The sequence below is a fragment of the Vannielia sp. SX4 genome (genome assembly GCF_052828525.1).
This window is the reverse complement of the sequence record NZ_CM128247.1, coordinates 1,732,285-1,746,245: the sequence shown is the minus strand read 5'-3', so window position 1 is coordinate 1,746,245 and position 13,961 is coordinate 1,732,285. Positions and strand designations below refer to the sequence as shown.

Sequence of the window (13,961 nt, the reverse complement as noted above, 5' to 3'; positions counted from 1 at the left end):
CCCAATTGAATTTTAACCGTTTTCGGGCCATCCTTTGCCCATCACGCGCCCGTGCAGCCGGAGAGACATCAGGCACATGCGGCCCGGCATGACCATGTGAGAGAACGAGGCAAGAGCAGATGAAAACCGTTTCCACGATGATTCTTTGTGCGGCCATGGCGCTGCCCGCCGCCACCTTCACCGCCGCCCCGGCCGAGGCCAAGGTGCTCGAACGCGCCTGCAACAAATCCGACCGCGGCGCATCCCGCTCGCTTTGCTCCTGCATCCAGCGGGTGGCCGATTTCGAGCTCACCCGCTCCGAGCAAAAGAAGGGTGCAAAGTTCTTCAAGAACCCGCAGCTTGCTCAGGATACCCGGCAGTCCGACCGGAGCGACAACGAGATCTTCTGGCGGAAGTGGAAGAAGTTCGGCTCCAGCGCCGCCGCGTCCTGCTCCTGATCAGCGCTTGAGGCTGGCGACCAGCGCGTCGCAGGTCTCGGCCACCATATCCACCACCGCGTCGAAGCCGCCCTCGAAATAGGGGTCGGGCACCTCTTCGCGCGTGCTCGGCCCGTGGCTCAAGAACAGCATGACAGGCGTGGTGTTGCCCGCCGGCCGGAGCGCCTCGATATCTGCAAGATTCTGCCGGTCCATCGCATAGATCGCATCGAACCGTCCAAAATCGGCGGCCTCGAACTGCTGCGCACGCAGGTGGCTCAGATCATAGCCCGCCGCCTTCGCCGCCGCCTGCATCCGCCGGTCGGGCGGCTCTCCCACATGCCACGCCCCGGTGCCTGCGCCCTCCACATGCACATCGAGCCCCGCCTCCCGCGCCTTCTCCTCAAAGATGCCGTGGGCGGTGGGCGAGCGGCAGATATTGCCGAGGCAGACAAAGATCACACGATGGGTCATGCTGCCCATCGGTAATGCAGCGGAGCGCGAATGACCATCGAGACCATCACCATCCTCACCGGCGCGGGCATCTCTGCCGAGAGCGGCATCGCCACCTTCCGCGACCCGGGCGGCATCTGGGCGCAATATGATATCGAGGATGTCGCCACCCCCGAGGCTTTCGCCCGCAACCCGGAGCTGGTGCTCGATTTCTACAACATGCGCCGCGAAAAAGTGAGGAAAGCCAAGCCAAACGCCGCTCACCACGCGCTTGGAAAATTGCAAAAGTCCTATTCCGGCACGGTGCATATCATCACCCAGAACGTCGATGACCTGCATGAGAAAGGCGGCGCCGAGGTGATCCACATGCACGGCGCGCATCACACCGCGCTCTGTGCAGCCTGCGGCGTGCGCTGGCCCGCCCCGCCCGCCATGGCACTGCATGATCCCTGCCCCGAGTGCCGCCAGCCCGCCACCCGGCCCGATGTCGTCTGGTTCGGCGAGGTGCCCTATCACATGGAACGCATCGGCGAGATCCTCCAGAGCACCGATCTCTTCGTCTCCATCGGCACCTCCGGCGCGGTCTACCCGGCGGCAGGCTTCGTCCGCCTCGCCCGCGCTGCCGGGGCCGAGGCGCTGGAGCTCAACCTCGAGCCCTCCGAGATCACCCCGCTCTTCACCGAGTCACGCCACGGCCCCGCCACCGAACTGGTGCCCGCCTGGGTCGACGACCTCCTGTAGGGCGGGGCTTGTCCCGCCCTCACTCTCGCCGCAAACTCCGCGCCAAGGAGGCCCCCAGACATGTTTTCCAAAGACAAGCTCGATTTCGAGCCCATCCCCCTGCCCGACCGCGCCGAACTGAGTGACGCCGAGAGCCTCGCCGCCGTCCGCGCCTTTCTGGCCACGATGGAAAAGCGCCATACCGTGCGCGAGTTCTCAGACCGCCCGGTGGACCGCGCGGTGATCGAGGCCGCCGTGGCCTCCGCTGGCCGCGCCCCCTCCGGTGCCAACCACCAGCCCTGGCATTTTGCAGCCATCTCCGGCCCCAAGGCCAAGGCCGCCATCCGCGCGGCGGCGGAGAAGGAGGAGGAGGCCTTCTACGCGGGTGGCGGCGGCGATGAGTGGCTGAAGGCGCTGGAGCCGATGGGCACCGATGCCGCCAAGCCGCATCTCGACATCGCGCCATGGCTCATCGTCATCTTCGCCCAGCGTTGGGGCGAATTCGATGACGGCACCCGCTACAAAAACTACTACGTTCCCGAGAGCGTCGGCATCGCCACCGGCTTCCTCATCGCCGCCCTGCACCACGCCGGGCTGGTCGCGCTCACGCACACGCCCAACCCGATGAAATTCCTAAATGATCTTCTGGGGCGGCCCGCCTCGGAAAAGCCGGTGATGATCCTCGCCGTAGGCCACCCGGCCGAACATGCGACGGTTCCGAAAGCGGCCAAGATCAAAAAGCCGCTTTCAGAGATCATGTCCGTGATCGAAAGCTGAGCGCCCTCAGTGCCCGTGGCCTGAATGGTCCATCTCGCCGTGGTCCATCGCTCCGGGCATCCGCTCATTGTCCACCGGGATCTCCACCACCATCTCCCCGACCTGCTCGAAGGTTAGCGTCACCGTCACGGTGGCGCCCTGCTCCAGCGGGCCGGTCAGCCCCATCATCATCACGTGGTCGCCGCCCCGTGCCAGCATGTGATGCCCCCCGGCGGGCACGGCAAAACCCTCCTCGACCTCCATCATCTTAATCACGCCGTCGCCCATCTCCTTGTGGGTGTGCAGTTCCACCCGCGCGGCAGCCTCCGAGGCGGCGGCGATCAACCGATCATCGTCACTGCCGGTGTTGATGATCTCCATGAAAGCCGCGCCCGACTTGGCCGAGGGGCTGGCGGCGCGGACGTAGGCGTCCACGATCTTGATTTCAGCGAAAGCGGGCGAGGCCACCACGAGGGCGGCGAGGGTCATGGCCTTGAGGTTCATCTGTCTGTGTCCTGTCTTGAGTTTGAGTCTTGGGAGAAACTCAAGCCAGCGGCGGCCCCCGCGCCTCGAAAACGGCCCGCGCCAGCCGAGCCACGGCCACAGGAGCCGCAGCAGGCTCCACCGACCCCACCGCGCGCGCCACCGGCACCACCGCCGGGGGCGGTACATGGGCCTCCACCATCGCCGTGAGCCCGTCGGGGCACAGATGCGGCGCGCTCACCGGGTTGCCCTCGGCGTCCACATGCACCACCTGCGTGCCGAATCCGGTGCAGAGCACCATCTGCATGGCCGCCGGAGCCTCGCCCCGCGCCACCGCAAGCGCCTGCCCTGCCAGCAGCAGAACCGCCAGCATCAGCCCGGATATGACACGCCTCACCATCATCGCGCGCAGCCTAGCCGCGCGCCCGTCTGCCGCAAGGTGCCAATTTGAAGCGCCCGGACCCTGCGGGCAAAAACAAAGCAACCCCGCGCGGCGTTTCCACCGGCGGGGCGCAAGATCTGCAATCGCAAAGGATCAGGCGGCAGCCTGGGCCTTCTCGATATCTTTCTTGATCTTCAGGGCCTTGGCCGAGAGATCGTCGGCCTTCGCCTTGGCAAGGAAGGCATCCAGACCGCCGCGGTGATCCACGGTGCGCAGGGCGTGGTTCGACACCTTCAGCTTGAAGGGGCGGCCCAGCGTGTCGGAGATCAGCGTCACATCCTGCAGGTTGGGCAGAAAGCGACGGCGGGTTTTGTTGTTGGCGTGGCTGACGTTGTTGCCAGTCATCGGGCCTTTGCCGGTCAGTTCGCAGACGCGAGACATGGTTTCATCCTCGTGCTCAAATGAGAGAGGCGCCACCCTTTGCCGGGGGCGCCCCGAATTTCGTTTCGTGCGTTTAGGGGCAAAGCCGGGAGGCGTCAAGCCTCGTCAGGCGGGCTTGGGGGCAGTTCCTGCGATTCCGCCCTCTTTTGCTTGCGCTTTTCCACCGATGGCCCCGGCCCGCCCGAGCCGGGCGCGGCCATCAGCGGCGCATCCGGGCGCGCCGTGGGGTGGTAGGATTCGCTCGGGTCTTCCATGATCACCCGCGACCGGCGGGAGAGAAACAGCTTTCCCCAGCCCATGAACCGGCCGATCGAGGGGGCGTTCACATCCTGCGGAAACTCCGCCGCCCAGCCCTCAGGCAGCGGCAGCCCGCAATCCGCGAGCCGCCCCAGCATCCAGACCAGCGAGATATTGGCGAGTGGCCGCGCCTTGAGGAACGGGGTGATATGCCCGCCCACATCGCCGTGGCTGCCCCTGAACCATACCTGCTCCAGCCGCTCGCCCGGCCAGCCCTCGCGGCTCTGCCACATCACCGGGGCGTAGGCTTGCCGCGTCTCGTCGAGCGCCAGCGCGTGAAAACCATTCTTCACCACCGCGCCAAGGTTGTGGTTGTGAAAGGCATGCGCATCGTTGGTGAAACGCCAGAGCACCGGCAGGCGCACGCCAAGGCTCTTCACCGTGTCCCAGCAGCCCACCGCTTCGATCCGCACATCATTGTGGCAATAGGCCAGCCTGAACCGCAGGGCCGCCTCGCTCCCGCCGCCCGCTCGATAGTGCCGCCAGACCTGCCGGATGCCCCGCACGGTGGCATTGTCACGCTTCAGCAGGCCCACCGTGTCGATACAGCCCGCAAGGCTGCGCACCGCATAGGCCCCGCGTGAATAGCCGATCAGGTAAATCCGGTCGCCGGGCCGGTAGCGACTGGCCAGAAAGCCATAGGCCCGCTGGATCTGCCGGTTGATTCCCCGGCCCGCCACCACATCGCCCGTGCTCTTCCAGTCTCGCCACTGGATGCCCGGCTCGTAATGCACCGAGAGCCGCCCGCCCCGCGCCGCCCGCCTGAGCAGCTTGAAGGTCAGGCCCGCGTTGGTCTCATGCTTGTTCCGCAGGCTCGACATGGTGCCATCCAGCACCACCACATGGCACACTGGCTCCCGCGTGGTCGGGCGCGGCGTGTTTCGTTCACGCCGTCCCGGCCAGAAGGAGCCAATCAGCTCACGAAGCGTCACCTTCCGCCTCTTTCAACAGCGCCCAGACCCGCTGCGGGGTGAAGGGCACCTGCGCATTCCGCACGCCCTTGTCCCAGAGCGCATCGATCACCGCGTTGGTCACGGCGGCCATCGCGCCCACCGTCCCGGCCTCGCCGCAGCCCTTCATGCCCAGCGGGTTCTGGATCGAGGGCACCGGGTGCGCGTCGAACCCGTAAAACGGCAGGTCAATGGCGCGCGGCATGGCGTAATCCATGAACGAACCAGTCAGCAGCTGGCCGTCCTCGTCGTACACCGCGTTCTCCATCAATATCTGCCCCACGCCTTGCGCCACGCCCCCATGCACCTGCCCCATGGCCAGCGTGGGGTTCACGAGGTTGCCGAAGTCATCGACGACGAGGTAGCGCACAAGCTGCACATGGCCGGTCTCCGGGTCCACTTCAACCTCGCAGAAATGCCCGCCGTTGGGGTAGCTGCGACCATCCAGCTTGGCCCGGCCCTCATGCCTCAGCAGGTCATCGCGGCCCTTCTCGCGGGCCATCTCTGCAGCGTCGATCATCGTGGGCCGGCGGTTGGAGCCCGGCGCGCCAAAGCTGCCATCCTCGAACTCCACCTCATCCACGCCAAGCTCCTCAGCCACAAAGGGCGCGAAGGCCTCGACCATCACGTTGACGGCGGCGATGGTGGCATTGGTCTGGTTCGTCACCGAGCGCGAGCCGCCCGTGCCGCCGCCGGTGGCGATGCGGTCGCTATCGCCCTGCACCACCCGGATCTTCTCCACCGGAATGCCGCTGCGCTCTTCGAGGAAGGCGGCATAAACCGTCTCGTGCCCCTGCCCGTTCGACTGGGTGCCCACCATCAGGTCCACCATGCCGTCCTCGGCAAATTCCACCGTCGCCCCCTCTGTCGGGTCGCCCAGAATGGACTCGATGTAATAGGCCAGCCCGTAGCCCCGCAGCAGCCCCTTGGCCTCGCTCTCCGCCTTGCGGGCCTTGTAGCCCTCAAGGTCGGCGGCCTTCTCCACATCGGCCAGCACCGCGTGAAAGTCACCCACATCGTAAAGCTCGCCGCTGAAGGTCTTGTAGGGGAACTGGTCGCCGGGAATGAAGTTCTTGCGCCGCAGCTCCCATGGGCTGACGCCCAGCTGCCGCGCCGCCTCATCCATCATCCGCTCCAGCACGAAGATCGCCTCGGGCCGCCCGGCGCCGCGATAGGCATCCATCTGCGCGGTGTTGGTATAGTAGCCCTTGCAGTCCAGATAGGCGGTCTGGATCTGGTAGGTGCCGGGAAAGACCCGGGCAAAGAGGAACGACTGGATGTACTGCCCGAAGCCCGAGTTATAGGCCCCCATGTTCGAGCGGTTCTCGCATTTGTAGGCGGTGATCTTGTGGTTCTCGTCAAACCCAAGCTCCGCCACGCTCACCAGATCGCGCCCGCCGTGGTCGCTCTGCAACCCCTCGCCGCGCTCGCTCATCCACCGCACTGGGTGGTCCAGCTTCCGCGCCGCCCATGCGACCACGCAATGCTCGGGAAACTCCTGCCCCTTCAGGCCAAAGCCGCCACCCACATCAGGGTGGGTCACCCGCACATTCTCCTCGTCGAGCCCGAGGTGGCGCGCCAGCGAGGCCTTCTGCGCCCAAACCCCCTGCCCGCTGAAACACAGGTGAATGCGGCCATCGCCCCACTCCGCCCAGGCCCCGCGCGGCTCCATCGAAACAATCATCACCCGGTTGTCGACAACTTCGAGCTTCACCCGGTGCTTCGAGCCTTCCAGCGCCGCCTCGGTCGCTTCGGCATCGCCCTGCGCCCAATGATAGGCCATGTTGTCCGGCGCTTCCGGGTGCAGCGCCTCGCCGCCGGGGGCCAGCTCCATGTGGGCGGGCAGCTCGTCGAAATCCAGCTCGATCGCCTCCGCAGCATCCTTGGCCTGCTCCAGCGTCTCGGCCACCACCACCGCAATCGGATCGCCCACAAAGCGCATCCGCTCTTCCACCAGCACCGGGCGCTTGGCATCGGCCCCCTTGGAGCCGTCCACGTTGTCCACCCGCGCGCCTTCCAGCAGCAGGTCCACCCCGTCGGCCTTCATCTCCGCCGCCCCGGCCACCAACTTCACGCCGGGCATCGCACGCGCATCGTCCAGCCCCAGCGCGGTCAGCTTCGCATGCCCCACCGGGCTGCGCAGAAAGTAAGCATGCAGCGCGCCTTCGGGCACCGAGTCTTCCAGATAGTTCCCGTGCCCGGTCAGAAACCGCACATCCTCGACCCGTTTCAACGACTGGCTTTTTCCGAACGCATTCATGCGGCGTGCTCCCTCTTGGCTGGCCCGTGAGACACTAGCCCTCTGCGCCCCACTGTCCAGAGCCAGCACGGGCTTTCCCTCGCCCGCCCGAACGGGTATCCCCTCGCCCCAACAGCAAGACGAGCCGGAGAGCCACAATGGCGATGGAAAAGACGTTCGACGCAAGCGAAGCCGAAGGCCGCATCTACGCGGCATGGGAGAAGGCAGGCGCTTTCGCCGCCGGTGTGGCCGCGCGTCGCCCCGAGACCTATTCCATCATGATCCCGCCGCCCAACGTGACCGGCTCGCTCCACATGGGCCACGCCTTCAACAACACGTTGCAGGATATTCTCATCCGCTGGCACCGCATGCGCGGGTTCGACACGCTCTGGCAGCCCGGCACCGACCACGCGGGCATCGCCACGCAAATGGTCACCGAGCGAGAGATGGCCGCCAAGGGCGAGCCGACCCGCGTCGAGATGGGCCGCGAGAAGTTTCTTGAGCGGGTCTGGCAGCAAAAGGTCGCCTCGCGCGGCACCATCATCGGGCAGCTCAAACGCCTCGGCGCCTCCTGCGACTGGTCCCGCGAGGCCTTCACCATGGGCGGCGCGGCGGGCGACCCCGATGCCGGAAGCGGCCCCAACTTCCACGACGCGGTGATCAAGGTCTTCGTCGACATGTACGAAAAGGGCCTGATCTATCGCGGCAAACGCCTCGTCAACTGGGACCCGCATTTCGAGACCGCCATCTCCGATCTCGAGGTCGAAAACATCGAGACGCCGGGCCACATGTGGCACTTCAAATACCCGCTGGCGGGCGGCGAAACCTACGAATACGTCGAGAAGGACGAGGACGGAAACGTCACCCTCCGCGAGACCCGCGATTACATCTCCATCGCCACGACCCGGCCTGAAACCATGCTGGGCGACGGCGCTGTCGCGGTTCACCCATCAGATGAGCGTTACGCCCCAGTCGTCGGAAAACTCTGCGAAATCCCGGTCGGCCCCAAGGAGCACCGCCGCCTGATCCCGATCATCACCGACGAATACCCGGACCCGACCTTCGGCTCCGGCGCGGTCAAGATCACCGGCGCCCACGACTTCAACGACTACGGCGTCGCCACCCGCAACAACATCCCGCTCTACCGCCTGATGGACACCAAGGCAAACCTGCGGGATGACGGCGAGGATTACGCCACCTGCGCCGCCCGCGCCCAGCAAATCGCCAATGGCGCTGATTTCACCGAAGCCGAGGTCGACACCCTCAACCTCGTGCCGGACGACCTGCGCGGCCTCGACCGTTTTGAGGCCCGCAAGAAGGTGGTCGCCCAGATCACCGACGAGGGCCTCGCCGTCATGATCCCCGCCCCGCCGGATGGCGAGGGCGAGACCTGCTTCGACGGCGGCATGATGCCCTACGTCGAGAACAAGCCGATCATGCAACCCTTCGGCGACCGCTCCAAGGTCGTCATCGAGCCCATGCTCACCGACCAGTGGTTCGTCGACGCCGAAAAGATCGTCGGCCCCGCGCTGGATGCCGTCCGTTCCGGCGAGGTCAAAATCCTCCCCGAGTCCGGCGAGAAAACCTACTACCACTGGCTCGACAACATCGAACCCTGGTGCATCTCCCGCCAACTCTGGTGGGGCCACCAGATCCCGGTCTGGTACGGCCTCGATCTCTCCGCCCCCGATTTCAAGGATGACGAAAACGATGGCGCGCTCGACCACGTCGAGCTGGCCCGCCTGCTGGGCGAAGGCATGGTCCACGCAGGCACCGTCCACCACTGCGCCGCCGCCTTCGAGACCGTCACCCACAAGTTCAAGAACGAGCTGGCCGACACGCCCACCCCGATCAACCACGCCCGCATCACTGAGGTCGCCTCCCGCGCCGAGGCGATCGACGTGCTCGCCGCCTCGCTCGCGCAGTACAACGTCAGCCAGGACCCGACGGACCTGACCTACCCCGTCTGGCGCGACCCCGACGTGCTCGACACATGGTTCTCCTCCGGCCTCTGGCCCATCGGCACCCTCGGCTGGCCCGAGCAGACCCCGGAGCTGGCCAAATACTTCCCCACCTCCACCCTCGTCACGGGCCAAGACATCCTCTTTTTCTGGGTCGCCCGGATGATGATGATGCAGCTCGCCGTTGTCGGCGAAGTCCCCTTTACCGAGGTCTACCTCCACGGCCTCGTCCGCGACGCCAAGGGCAAGAAGATGTCCAAGTCGGTCGGCAACGTCATCGACCCGCTGGAAATCATCGACGAATACGGCGCCGATGCCCTGCGGTTCTCCTCCGCCGCCATGGCCGCCCTCGGCGGCGTGCTGAAGCTCGACACCCAGCGCATCGCCGGCTACCGCAACTTCGGCACCAAACTCTGGAACGCCGCCCGCTTCGCCGAGATGAACGGCGTCTTCGAGGCCCGGCCCAAGGCCACCCCGAAGCCCACCTCAACGGTCAACCGCTGGATCATCGGCGAGCTGGCCAAGACCCGCCAAGCCGTTGACGAGGCGATGCAAAACTACCGCTTCAACGACGCTGCGCAGGCGCTCTACAGCTTCACCTGGGGCACCTTCTGCGACTGGTACATCGAGTTCTCCAAACCGCTGTTCGACACGGACGCCGCTGCTGAGACCCGCGAAACCATGTCCTGGGCGCTCGATCAGGTTCTGATCCTGCTGCACCCGATAATGCCCTTCATCACCGAGGAACTCTGGACCGAAAAGGGCCACGACGGCTTCGTGATGCACGCAGAATGGCCCGAATACGGCCCCGAGCTGATCGACCCGGCGGCGGATACCGAGGTCAACTGGGTCATCTCCCTCATCGAAGCCATCCGCTCCGCCCGTGCCCAAATGCACGTCCCCGCAGGCCTCCATGTCCCGCTCATCCAGGTCTCCCTCACCCCCGAGGGCGAGGCCGCCTACGCGGCAGGCGAGGCCCTGATCAAGCGCCTCGCCCGCGTCGAAAGCCTCACCAAGGCCGACGAGATGCCCAAGGGCGCAATCACCATCGCCGTCTCCGGCGGCACCTTCGGCCTCCCCGTCGCCGACCTCATCGACATCGACGAAGAGAAAGCCCGGCTGGAGAAGACCCTCGGCAAGCTCGCCAAGGAGATCGGCGGGCTCCAAGGCCGCCTGAAGAACCCCAAGTTCGCCGAAAACGCCCCGCCGGAGGTGGTCGAAGAGGCGCAGGCCAACCTTGCCGAACGGCAGGAAGAAGAAGCCAAGCTGAAAGAGGCGCTCGCCCGCCTCGCAGAGATCGGATAAGCGCATGGCCCAGGTATCGCCCGAAATCAAAACCCTGTTCCAGCAGGCCCAGCGGGCGCAATCCTCGGGCCAGCTCGATGTGGCGCAGGCGCTCTTTGCCAAGATCCTCCGCCTCAACGAGCGCCTCCCCGAGGTCCACTTCCACCTGGGCCGGCTCGAGATGCAGCGCCGCGCGCCCAAGAAGGCCCTCAAGCACCTGCGCCGCGCACAGGAGCTCAAGCCCACCGAGCCGATAGTCTGGCGCCTTCTGCTCGACGCGCTGATCGCCGCGGGCGACTCGCGCGGCGTCGACAAGCTGCTCAAATCCGCCGAAACCGCGCCCCTGACCCCGCAGGTCTTCCGCGAACTGGAGATGAAGGCCCGCACCGGCAACCGCTCGGGCGAGGCCAACCTCGGCAGCGCCGATCCCGCCGCGTTCCAAGAAGCGGTGCGCCTGTTCCAGTCCGGTCAGGCCGCCGAGGCTGCCGAAGCCGCCGAGGCCCTGCACCGCCGCCATCCCGGCGTCGCGCCTATCCTCGCCGTGCTCGGAGCCTCCCGCGCGGCGCTGGCCCAGCTCGACGAGGCCGAAACCGCCTATCGTGAGGCCATCCGCATCGATGACAGCTACGCCGAAGCGCATCTGCAACTCGGCCAATTGCTTCAGTCCCGCCGCCGCTTCGAAGAGGCCACCCCTCTGCTGGAACGCGCCCGCGAGCTCATGGCCGACAGCCCCCTTGTCGCCAAGTTCCTCGGCATGAACTACACCGACAGAGACCACGCCAACTCCGCCCTGCCGCTGCTCGAAAAAGCCCACGCCGAGCTGCCGGACGACCCGGAGGCCGCCTTCGCCCTCTCCCGCTGCCTCTTCGCCCTCCGGCGGTTCGAAGATGCCCGCGCCACCTTCGCCTCCTGGGCAGAGCGCCCCTCCGCCCCCCCGCCGCACCTCGCACTGATGGGCAACATCCTCAACGAACTAGAGCAGACAGACAGCGCCCGCGCCTTCTATGAGCGCGCCCTCGCCGCCCGCCCCAACTTCGGCCCGGGCCTCTCAGGCCTAGCGTGGATCGCCCATCACTCCGGCGACTTCGACCTTTCTGCCAAGTATTTCGCGCAGGCCTGCGAGAGCGGCACCATCGACGGGCGCCTTGCCCGCAACTATTCCGCCGGTCGCATGCTGCTGGAGGACGACCCGATCCTGCCGCAGATCCGCGCCGCCTATGAAGAAGGCACCGAGGTGCCCGGCACCCGCGCCGACCTCGCCTTTGCCCTCGCAAAAGCCGCTGAAGATCAGGGCCGCCCGGCCGATGCCTTTGAACTGCTGCGCATCGGAAATGACACTCTGGCCGAGCGTTTCCCGCCCCGCGACCGCCTCGTGCAGGGTCTCAACGAACGCGCCCGCCTCACATGGCGCCCCGAGACCGCACCGGTCGAGGCCACCGATGCCCCCCGGCTCATCTTCATCTCCGGCATGCCCCGTTCCGGCACCACGCTGGTCGAGCAGATCGTCTCCAGCCACAGCACCGTGACCCCCGGCGGCGAAATCGGCTTGCTCAACGGCGCACTCTCCGACCGCCAGCGTCTCGCAGTTGTCGAAGAACGCGGCCTGACCGCCTCCGAGCTGCGCGCCACCGCGGGTGAAATTGCCCAACGGGCCCGCACCCTCGCCCCCGAGGCCAGCGTGTTGACCGACAAGGCCGTGCTCGCCAACGCCGATCTGGGCTTCGCCCCCCAGCTCTGCCCCGGCAGCCGCTTCATCGTCGTCCGCCGCGATCCGCGCGACAACTGCCTGTCGATCTACAAAAATCGCTTTGCCGACGGCACCCACCGCTACACCACCGACCTCAAGGAGCTGGCCCACAATTACCTCGCCTTCCTCAAGGGCATGGAATTCTGGCGCGAGGCCGCCCCCGAGGCCTTCCTCGAAGTCCGCTACGAAGACCTCATCGGCGACCCGGAGGCCGGCGCCCGCGCCCTGATCGACTATTGCGGCCTTGAGTGGGAGGAAGCCTGCCTGCGGTTCTACGAAAACGCCCGCACCGTCCGCACCCTCTCGGCCTATCAGGTCCGCCAGCCGATTTACTCCTCCTCGGTCGGCGCATGGCGCAAGTTCGAGGCCGAGTTGAAACCGCTGATCGACATCCTGCGCGACGGCGGTGCCTTGGAGGAATGGGACTGAGGGCTGAACGGCCCTCACACCTCTTTCATCGCAAAGGCCAGGGCCGCGCCGCCAAGCGCCACACCTGCGAACACCGCCAGCACCACGCCCGGCCCTGCCGCCGAGGCCAGCAGGCCAAAGAGCCCGCCACCCAGCAAGGCCACGCCAACCGTGGTGTTGGCCACCGCGGTGTAGCTCGCACGGTGTTCCTCGGGCGCGAGGTTCACAAGGTAGGTCGAGCGCCCCACCCGAACGCCGCGATAGCTGACCATCAGGCCAAAGAGCACCAGTGGCGCGGCCCATGCGGTGCCCATCGCGCCACCCGAGCCGAGTGCCACGCCGAGGCCCAGAAAGCCAGCCGCCACCGCGCCCGAGATCGCCAGCACCAGCCGTGAGGACCGGTCCGACAAGCGCCCCCACACCCAGCCAGAGACCAGCCCTGCCAGTGCCGAGGCCGCCAGCATCGCCCCCAGCGCGCCCCAGCGGTCATCCCCTGCCTGCCCGGCCAGCATCACGAGGTAGGGCGGCGCCAGCGCGGTGGGCAAAAGCAGCACCCGCGCCAGCACGAAGCGCCTCAAATCAGCATCCTCCCGCAGCAACGAGAGCTGCCCCAAGCCGGTTGCCTCCCCTTCGGCATCACCGGGCCGGTCTTCCTCGCGAATAGTCGAAAAAATGAAAGCCGCACCCAGCCATGCTGCCCCAGACAGCGCAATCGCGCCTGCCACAAGTTGAAATCTTTCAAACAGGCCCAGCATCAGCACGCCTGCAAACAGCAGCACCCCCCCCGAGGCCACGGAGGCCGCAAAGCCCGTCACCGTCCCCCGGCGCGGCTTGTCCACCGTCTTGCCCAGCACGTCCTTGAAGCTCACCGAACAAACCGAGCGCGCCACCGCCAGCACCGCCAGTGCTGCAACGATCACCACGCCAGCGGCCCAGCCCTCCAGCAACAACGCCACCCCCAGGATCGCCAGTGCTGCCAAGCCTTGCCCGGCAGCCCCCGCTGCCCAAGCCCACTTGCGCCGCCCCATCCCCCGGATACGGGCCGCGGTAAACAGCTGCGGCACCAATGCCCCGGCCTCCCGCACCGGCACCAGCAGGCCCGTCAGCGCCGCCGGAGCGCCCAGCGCCTCCATCAGCCAGCTCAGCACCAGCTTGGGGTCAATCAGCCCATCGGCCAGCTTGCTTAGAGAAAGCGCAGCCCCGTGCCGCAAGAAGTTCCCCGCCTCCGCCTCGCGCGCGGTCTCGGTAATATCCTCCGCCTCGGCGCGGCTCTCATCGGTCAGCGTCTCGAACGCCCGGTCTGCAACAGTCATGCAACATATACGCCCCAGCCCCCGCCCGGTTCACTTTCTTGCTGAAAATACCCAATCCTGCCGCCGCCACCCGCGCCACGGTTGACACCGCCCGCCCGGCCCGCCAAAGAG

Annotated in this window: 12 protein-coding genes; 5 read left to right on the top strand and 7 right to left on the bottom strand. The window is 66.6% G+C overall.

The window, feature by feature from the left end; translation table 11 throughout:
- Positions 1-119 precede the first annotated feature (119 nt).
- Positions 120-437, top strand: a complete 318-nt coding sequence (locus ACUXVX_RS08715; RefSeq protein WP_446311216.1) for a hypothetical protein — start codon at positions 120-122, stop codon at positions 435-437.
- Here ACUXVX_RS08715 and ACUXVX_RS08710 read toward each other — a convergent pair whose 3' ends face one another.
- The gene (locus ACUXVX_RS08710; protein WP_446311215.1) at positions 438-890 is read right to left on the bottom strand and encodes a low molecular weight protein-tyrosine-phosphatase; all 453 of its coding nucleotides are present in this window, start codon (positions 888-890) and stop codon (positions 438-440) included.
- A 36-nt stretch (positions 891-926) separates the two neighbouring features.
- On the opposite strand from ACUXVX_RS08710, the gene ACUXVX_RS08705 reads away from it, so the two are divergent.
- Together ACUXVX_RS08705 and ACUXVX_RS08700 are read left to right on the top strand one after the other, a co-directional pair.
- Complete coding sequence (locus tag ACUXVX_RS08705; protein ID WP_446311522.1) at positions 927-1,610, top strand: NAD-dependent deacylase; 684 nt, start codon at positions 927-929, stop codon at positions 1,608-1,610.
- Between the two features lie 60 nt (positions 1,611-1,670).
- Positions 1,671-2,366 (top strand): nitroreductase family protein, encoded by a 696-nt coding sequence (locus ACUXVX_RS08700; protein WP_446311214.1) that lies wholly within the window; start codon positions 1,671-1,673, stop codon positions 2,364-2,366.
- 6 nt (positions 2,367-2,372) lie between these two features.
- Here ACUXVX_RS08700 and ACUXVX_RS08695 read toward each other — a convergent pair whose 3' ends face one another.
- The 5 genes from ACUXVX_RS08695 to ACUXVX_RS08675 all read right to left on the bottom strand — a co-directional run bounded on the left by ACUXVX_RS08695 (position 2,373) and on the right by ACUXVX_RS08675 (position 7,158).
- Complete coding sequence (locus ACUXVX_RS08695) at positions 2,373-2,849, bottom strand: copper chaperone PCu(A)C (protein ID WP_446311213.1); 477 nt, start codon at positions 2,847-2,849, stop codon at positions 2,373-2,375.
- Positions 2,850-2,889: 40 nt separating this feature from the next.
- On the bottom strand, positions 2,890-3,231 hold the full coding sequence (locus ACUXVX_RS08690) for a hypothetical protein (protein WP_222491914.1): 342 nt from the start codon (positions 3,229-3,231) through the stop codon (positions 2,890-2,892).
- Between the two features lie 132 nt (positions 3,232-3,363).
- On the bottom strand, positions 3,364-3,651 hold the full coding sequence (gene rpmB, locus ACUXVX_RS08685; RefSeq protein ID WP_222469960.1) for a 50S ribosomal protein L28: 288 nt from the start codon (positions 3,649-3,651) through the stop codon (positions 3,364-3,366).
- Between the two features lie 95 nt (positions 3,652-3,746).
- Entirely contained in the window at positions 3,747-4,880 is a 1,134-nt protein-coding gene (locus tag ACUXVX_RS08680) for a DUF2235 domain-containing protein (protein WP_446311212.1), read from the bottom strand.
- A complete protein-coding gene (locus ACUXVX_RS08675) occupies positions 4,867-7,158 on the bottom strand; it encodes a xanthine dehydrogenase family protein molybdopterin-binding subunit (protein WP_446311211.1) in 2,292 nt (763 codons plus the stop codon). Before ACUXVX_RS08675 ends, ACUXVX_RS08680 begins: the two co-directional genes overlap by 14 nt.
- A 137-nt stretch (positions 7,159-7,295) precedes the next feature.
- Between ACUXVX_RS08675 and ACUXVX_RS08670 the strand changes: the two genes are divergently transcribed.
- Positions 7,296-10,403, top strand: a complete 3,108-nt coding sequence (locus ACUXVX_RS08670) for a valine--tRNA ligase (protein WP_446311210.1) — start codon at positions 7,296-7,298, stop codon at positions 10,401-10,403.
- A gap of 4 nt (positions 10,404-10,407) precedes the next feature.
- Complete coding sequence (locus ACUXVX_RS08665) at positions 10,408-12,558, top strand: tetratricopeptide repeat-containing sulfotransferase family protein (protein ID WP_446311209.1); 2,151 nt, start codon at positions 10,408-10,410, stop codon at positions 12,556-12,558.
- Positions 12,559-12,572: 14 nt separating this feature from the next.
- Here ACUXVX_RS08665 and ACUXVX_RS08660 read toward each other — a convergent pair whose 3' ends face one another.
- Positions 12,573-13,850: an MFS transporter gene (locus ACUXVX_RS08660; protein WP_446311208.1), complete on the bottom strand. Its 1,278-nt coding sequence runs from the start codon at positions 13,848-13,850 to the stop codon at positions 12,573-12,575.
- Positions 13,851-13,961 lie beyond the last annotated feature (111 nt).

What these genes read in the sequence shown, in the direction of transcription:
- ACUXVX_RS08715 (WP_446311216.1), top strand. Translation starts at nt 120, where the DNA reads ATGAAAACCGTTTCCACGATGATTCTTTGTGCGGCCATGGCGCTGCCC.
- ACUXVX_RS08710 (WP_446311215.1), bottom strand. Translation starts at nt 890, where the DNA reads ATGACCCATCGTGTGATCTTTGTCTGCCTCGGCAATATCTGCCGCTCG.
- ACUXVX_RS08700 (WP_446311214.1), top strand. Translation starts at nt 1,671, where the DNA reads ATGTTTTCCAAAGACAAGCTCGATTTCGAGCCCATCCCCCTGCCCGAC.
- ACUXVX_RS08695 (WP_446311213.1), bottom strand. Translation starts at nt 2,849, where the DNA reads ATGAACCTCAAGGCCATGACCCTCGCCGCCCTCGTGGTGGCCTCGCCC.
- ACUXVX_RS08690 (WP_222491914.1), bottom strand. Translation starts at nt 3,231, where the DNA reads ATGATGGTGAGGCGTGTCATATCCGGGCTGATGCTGGCGGTTCTGCTG.
- rpmB (WP_222469960.1), bottom strand. Translation starts at nt 3,651, where the DNA reads ATGTCTCGCGTCTGCGAACTGACCGGCAAAGGCCCGATGACTGGCAAC.
- ACUXVX_RS08675 (WP_446311211.1), bottom strand. Translation starts at nt 7,158, where the DNA reads ATGAATGCGTTCGGAAAAAGCCAGTCGTTGAAACGGGTCGAGGATGTG.
- ACUXVX_RS08670 (WP_446311210.1), top strand. Translation starts at nt 7,296, where the DNA reads ATGGCGATGGAAAAGACGTTCGACGCAAGCGAAGCCGAAGGCCGCATC.
- ACUXVX_RS08665 (WP_446311209.1), top strand. Translation starts at nt 10,408, where the DNA reads ATGGCCCAGGTATCGCCCGAAATCAAAACCCTGTTCCAGCAGGCCCAG.
- ACUXVX_RS08660 (WP_446311208.1), bottom strand. Translation starts at nt 13,850, where the DNA reads ATGACTGTTGCAGACCGGGCGTTCGAGACGCTGACCGATGAGAGCCGC.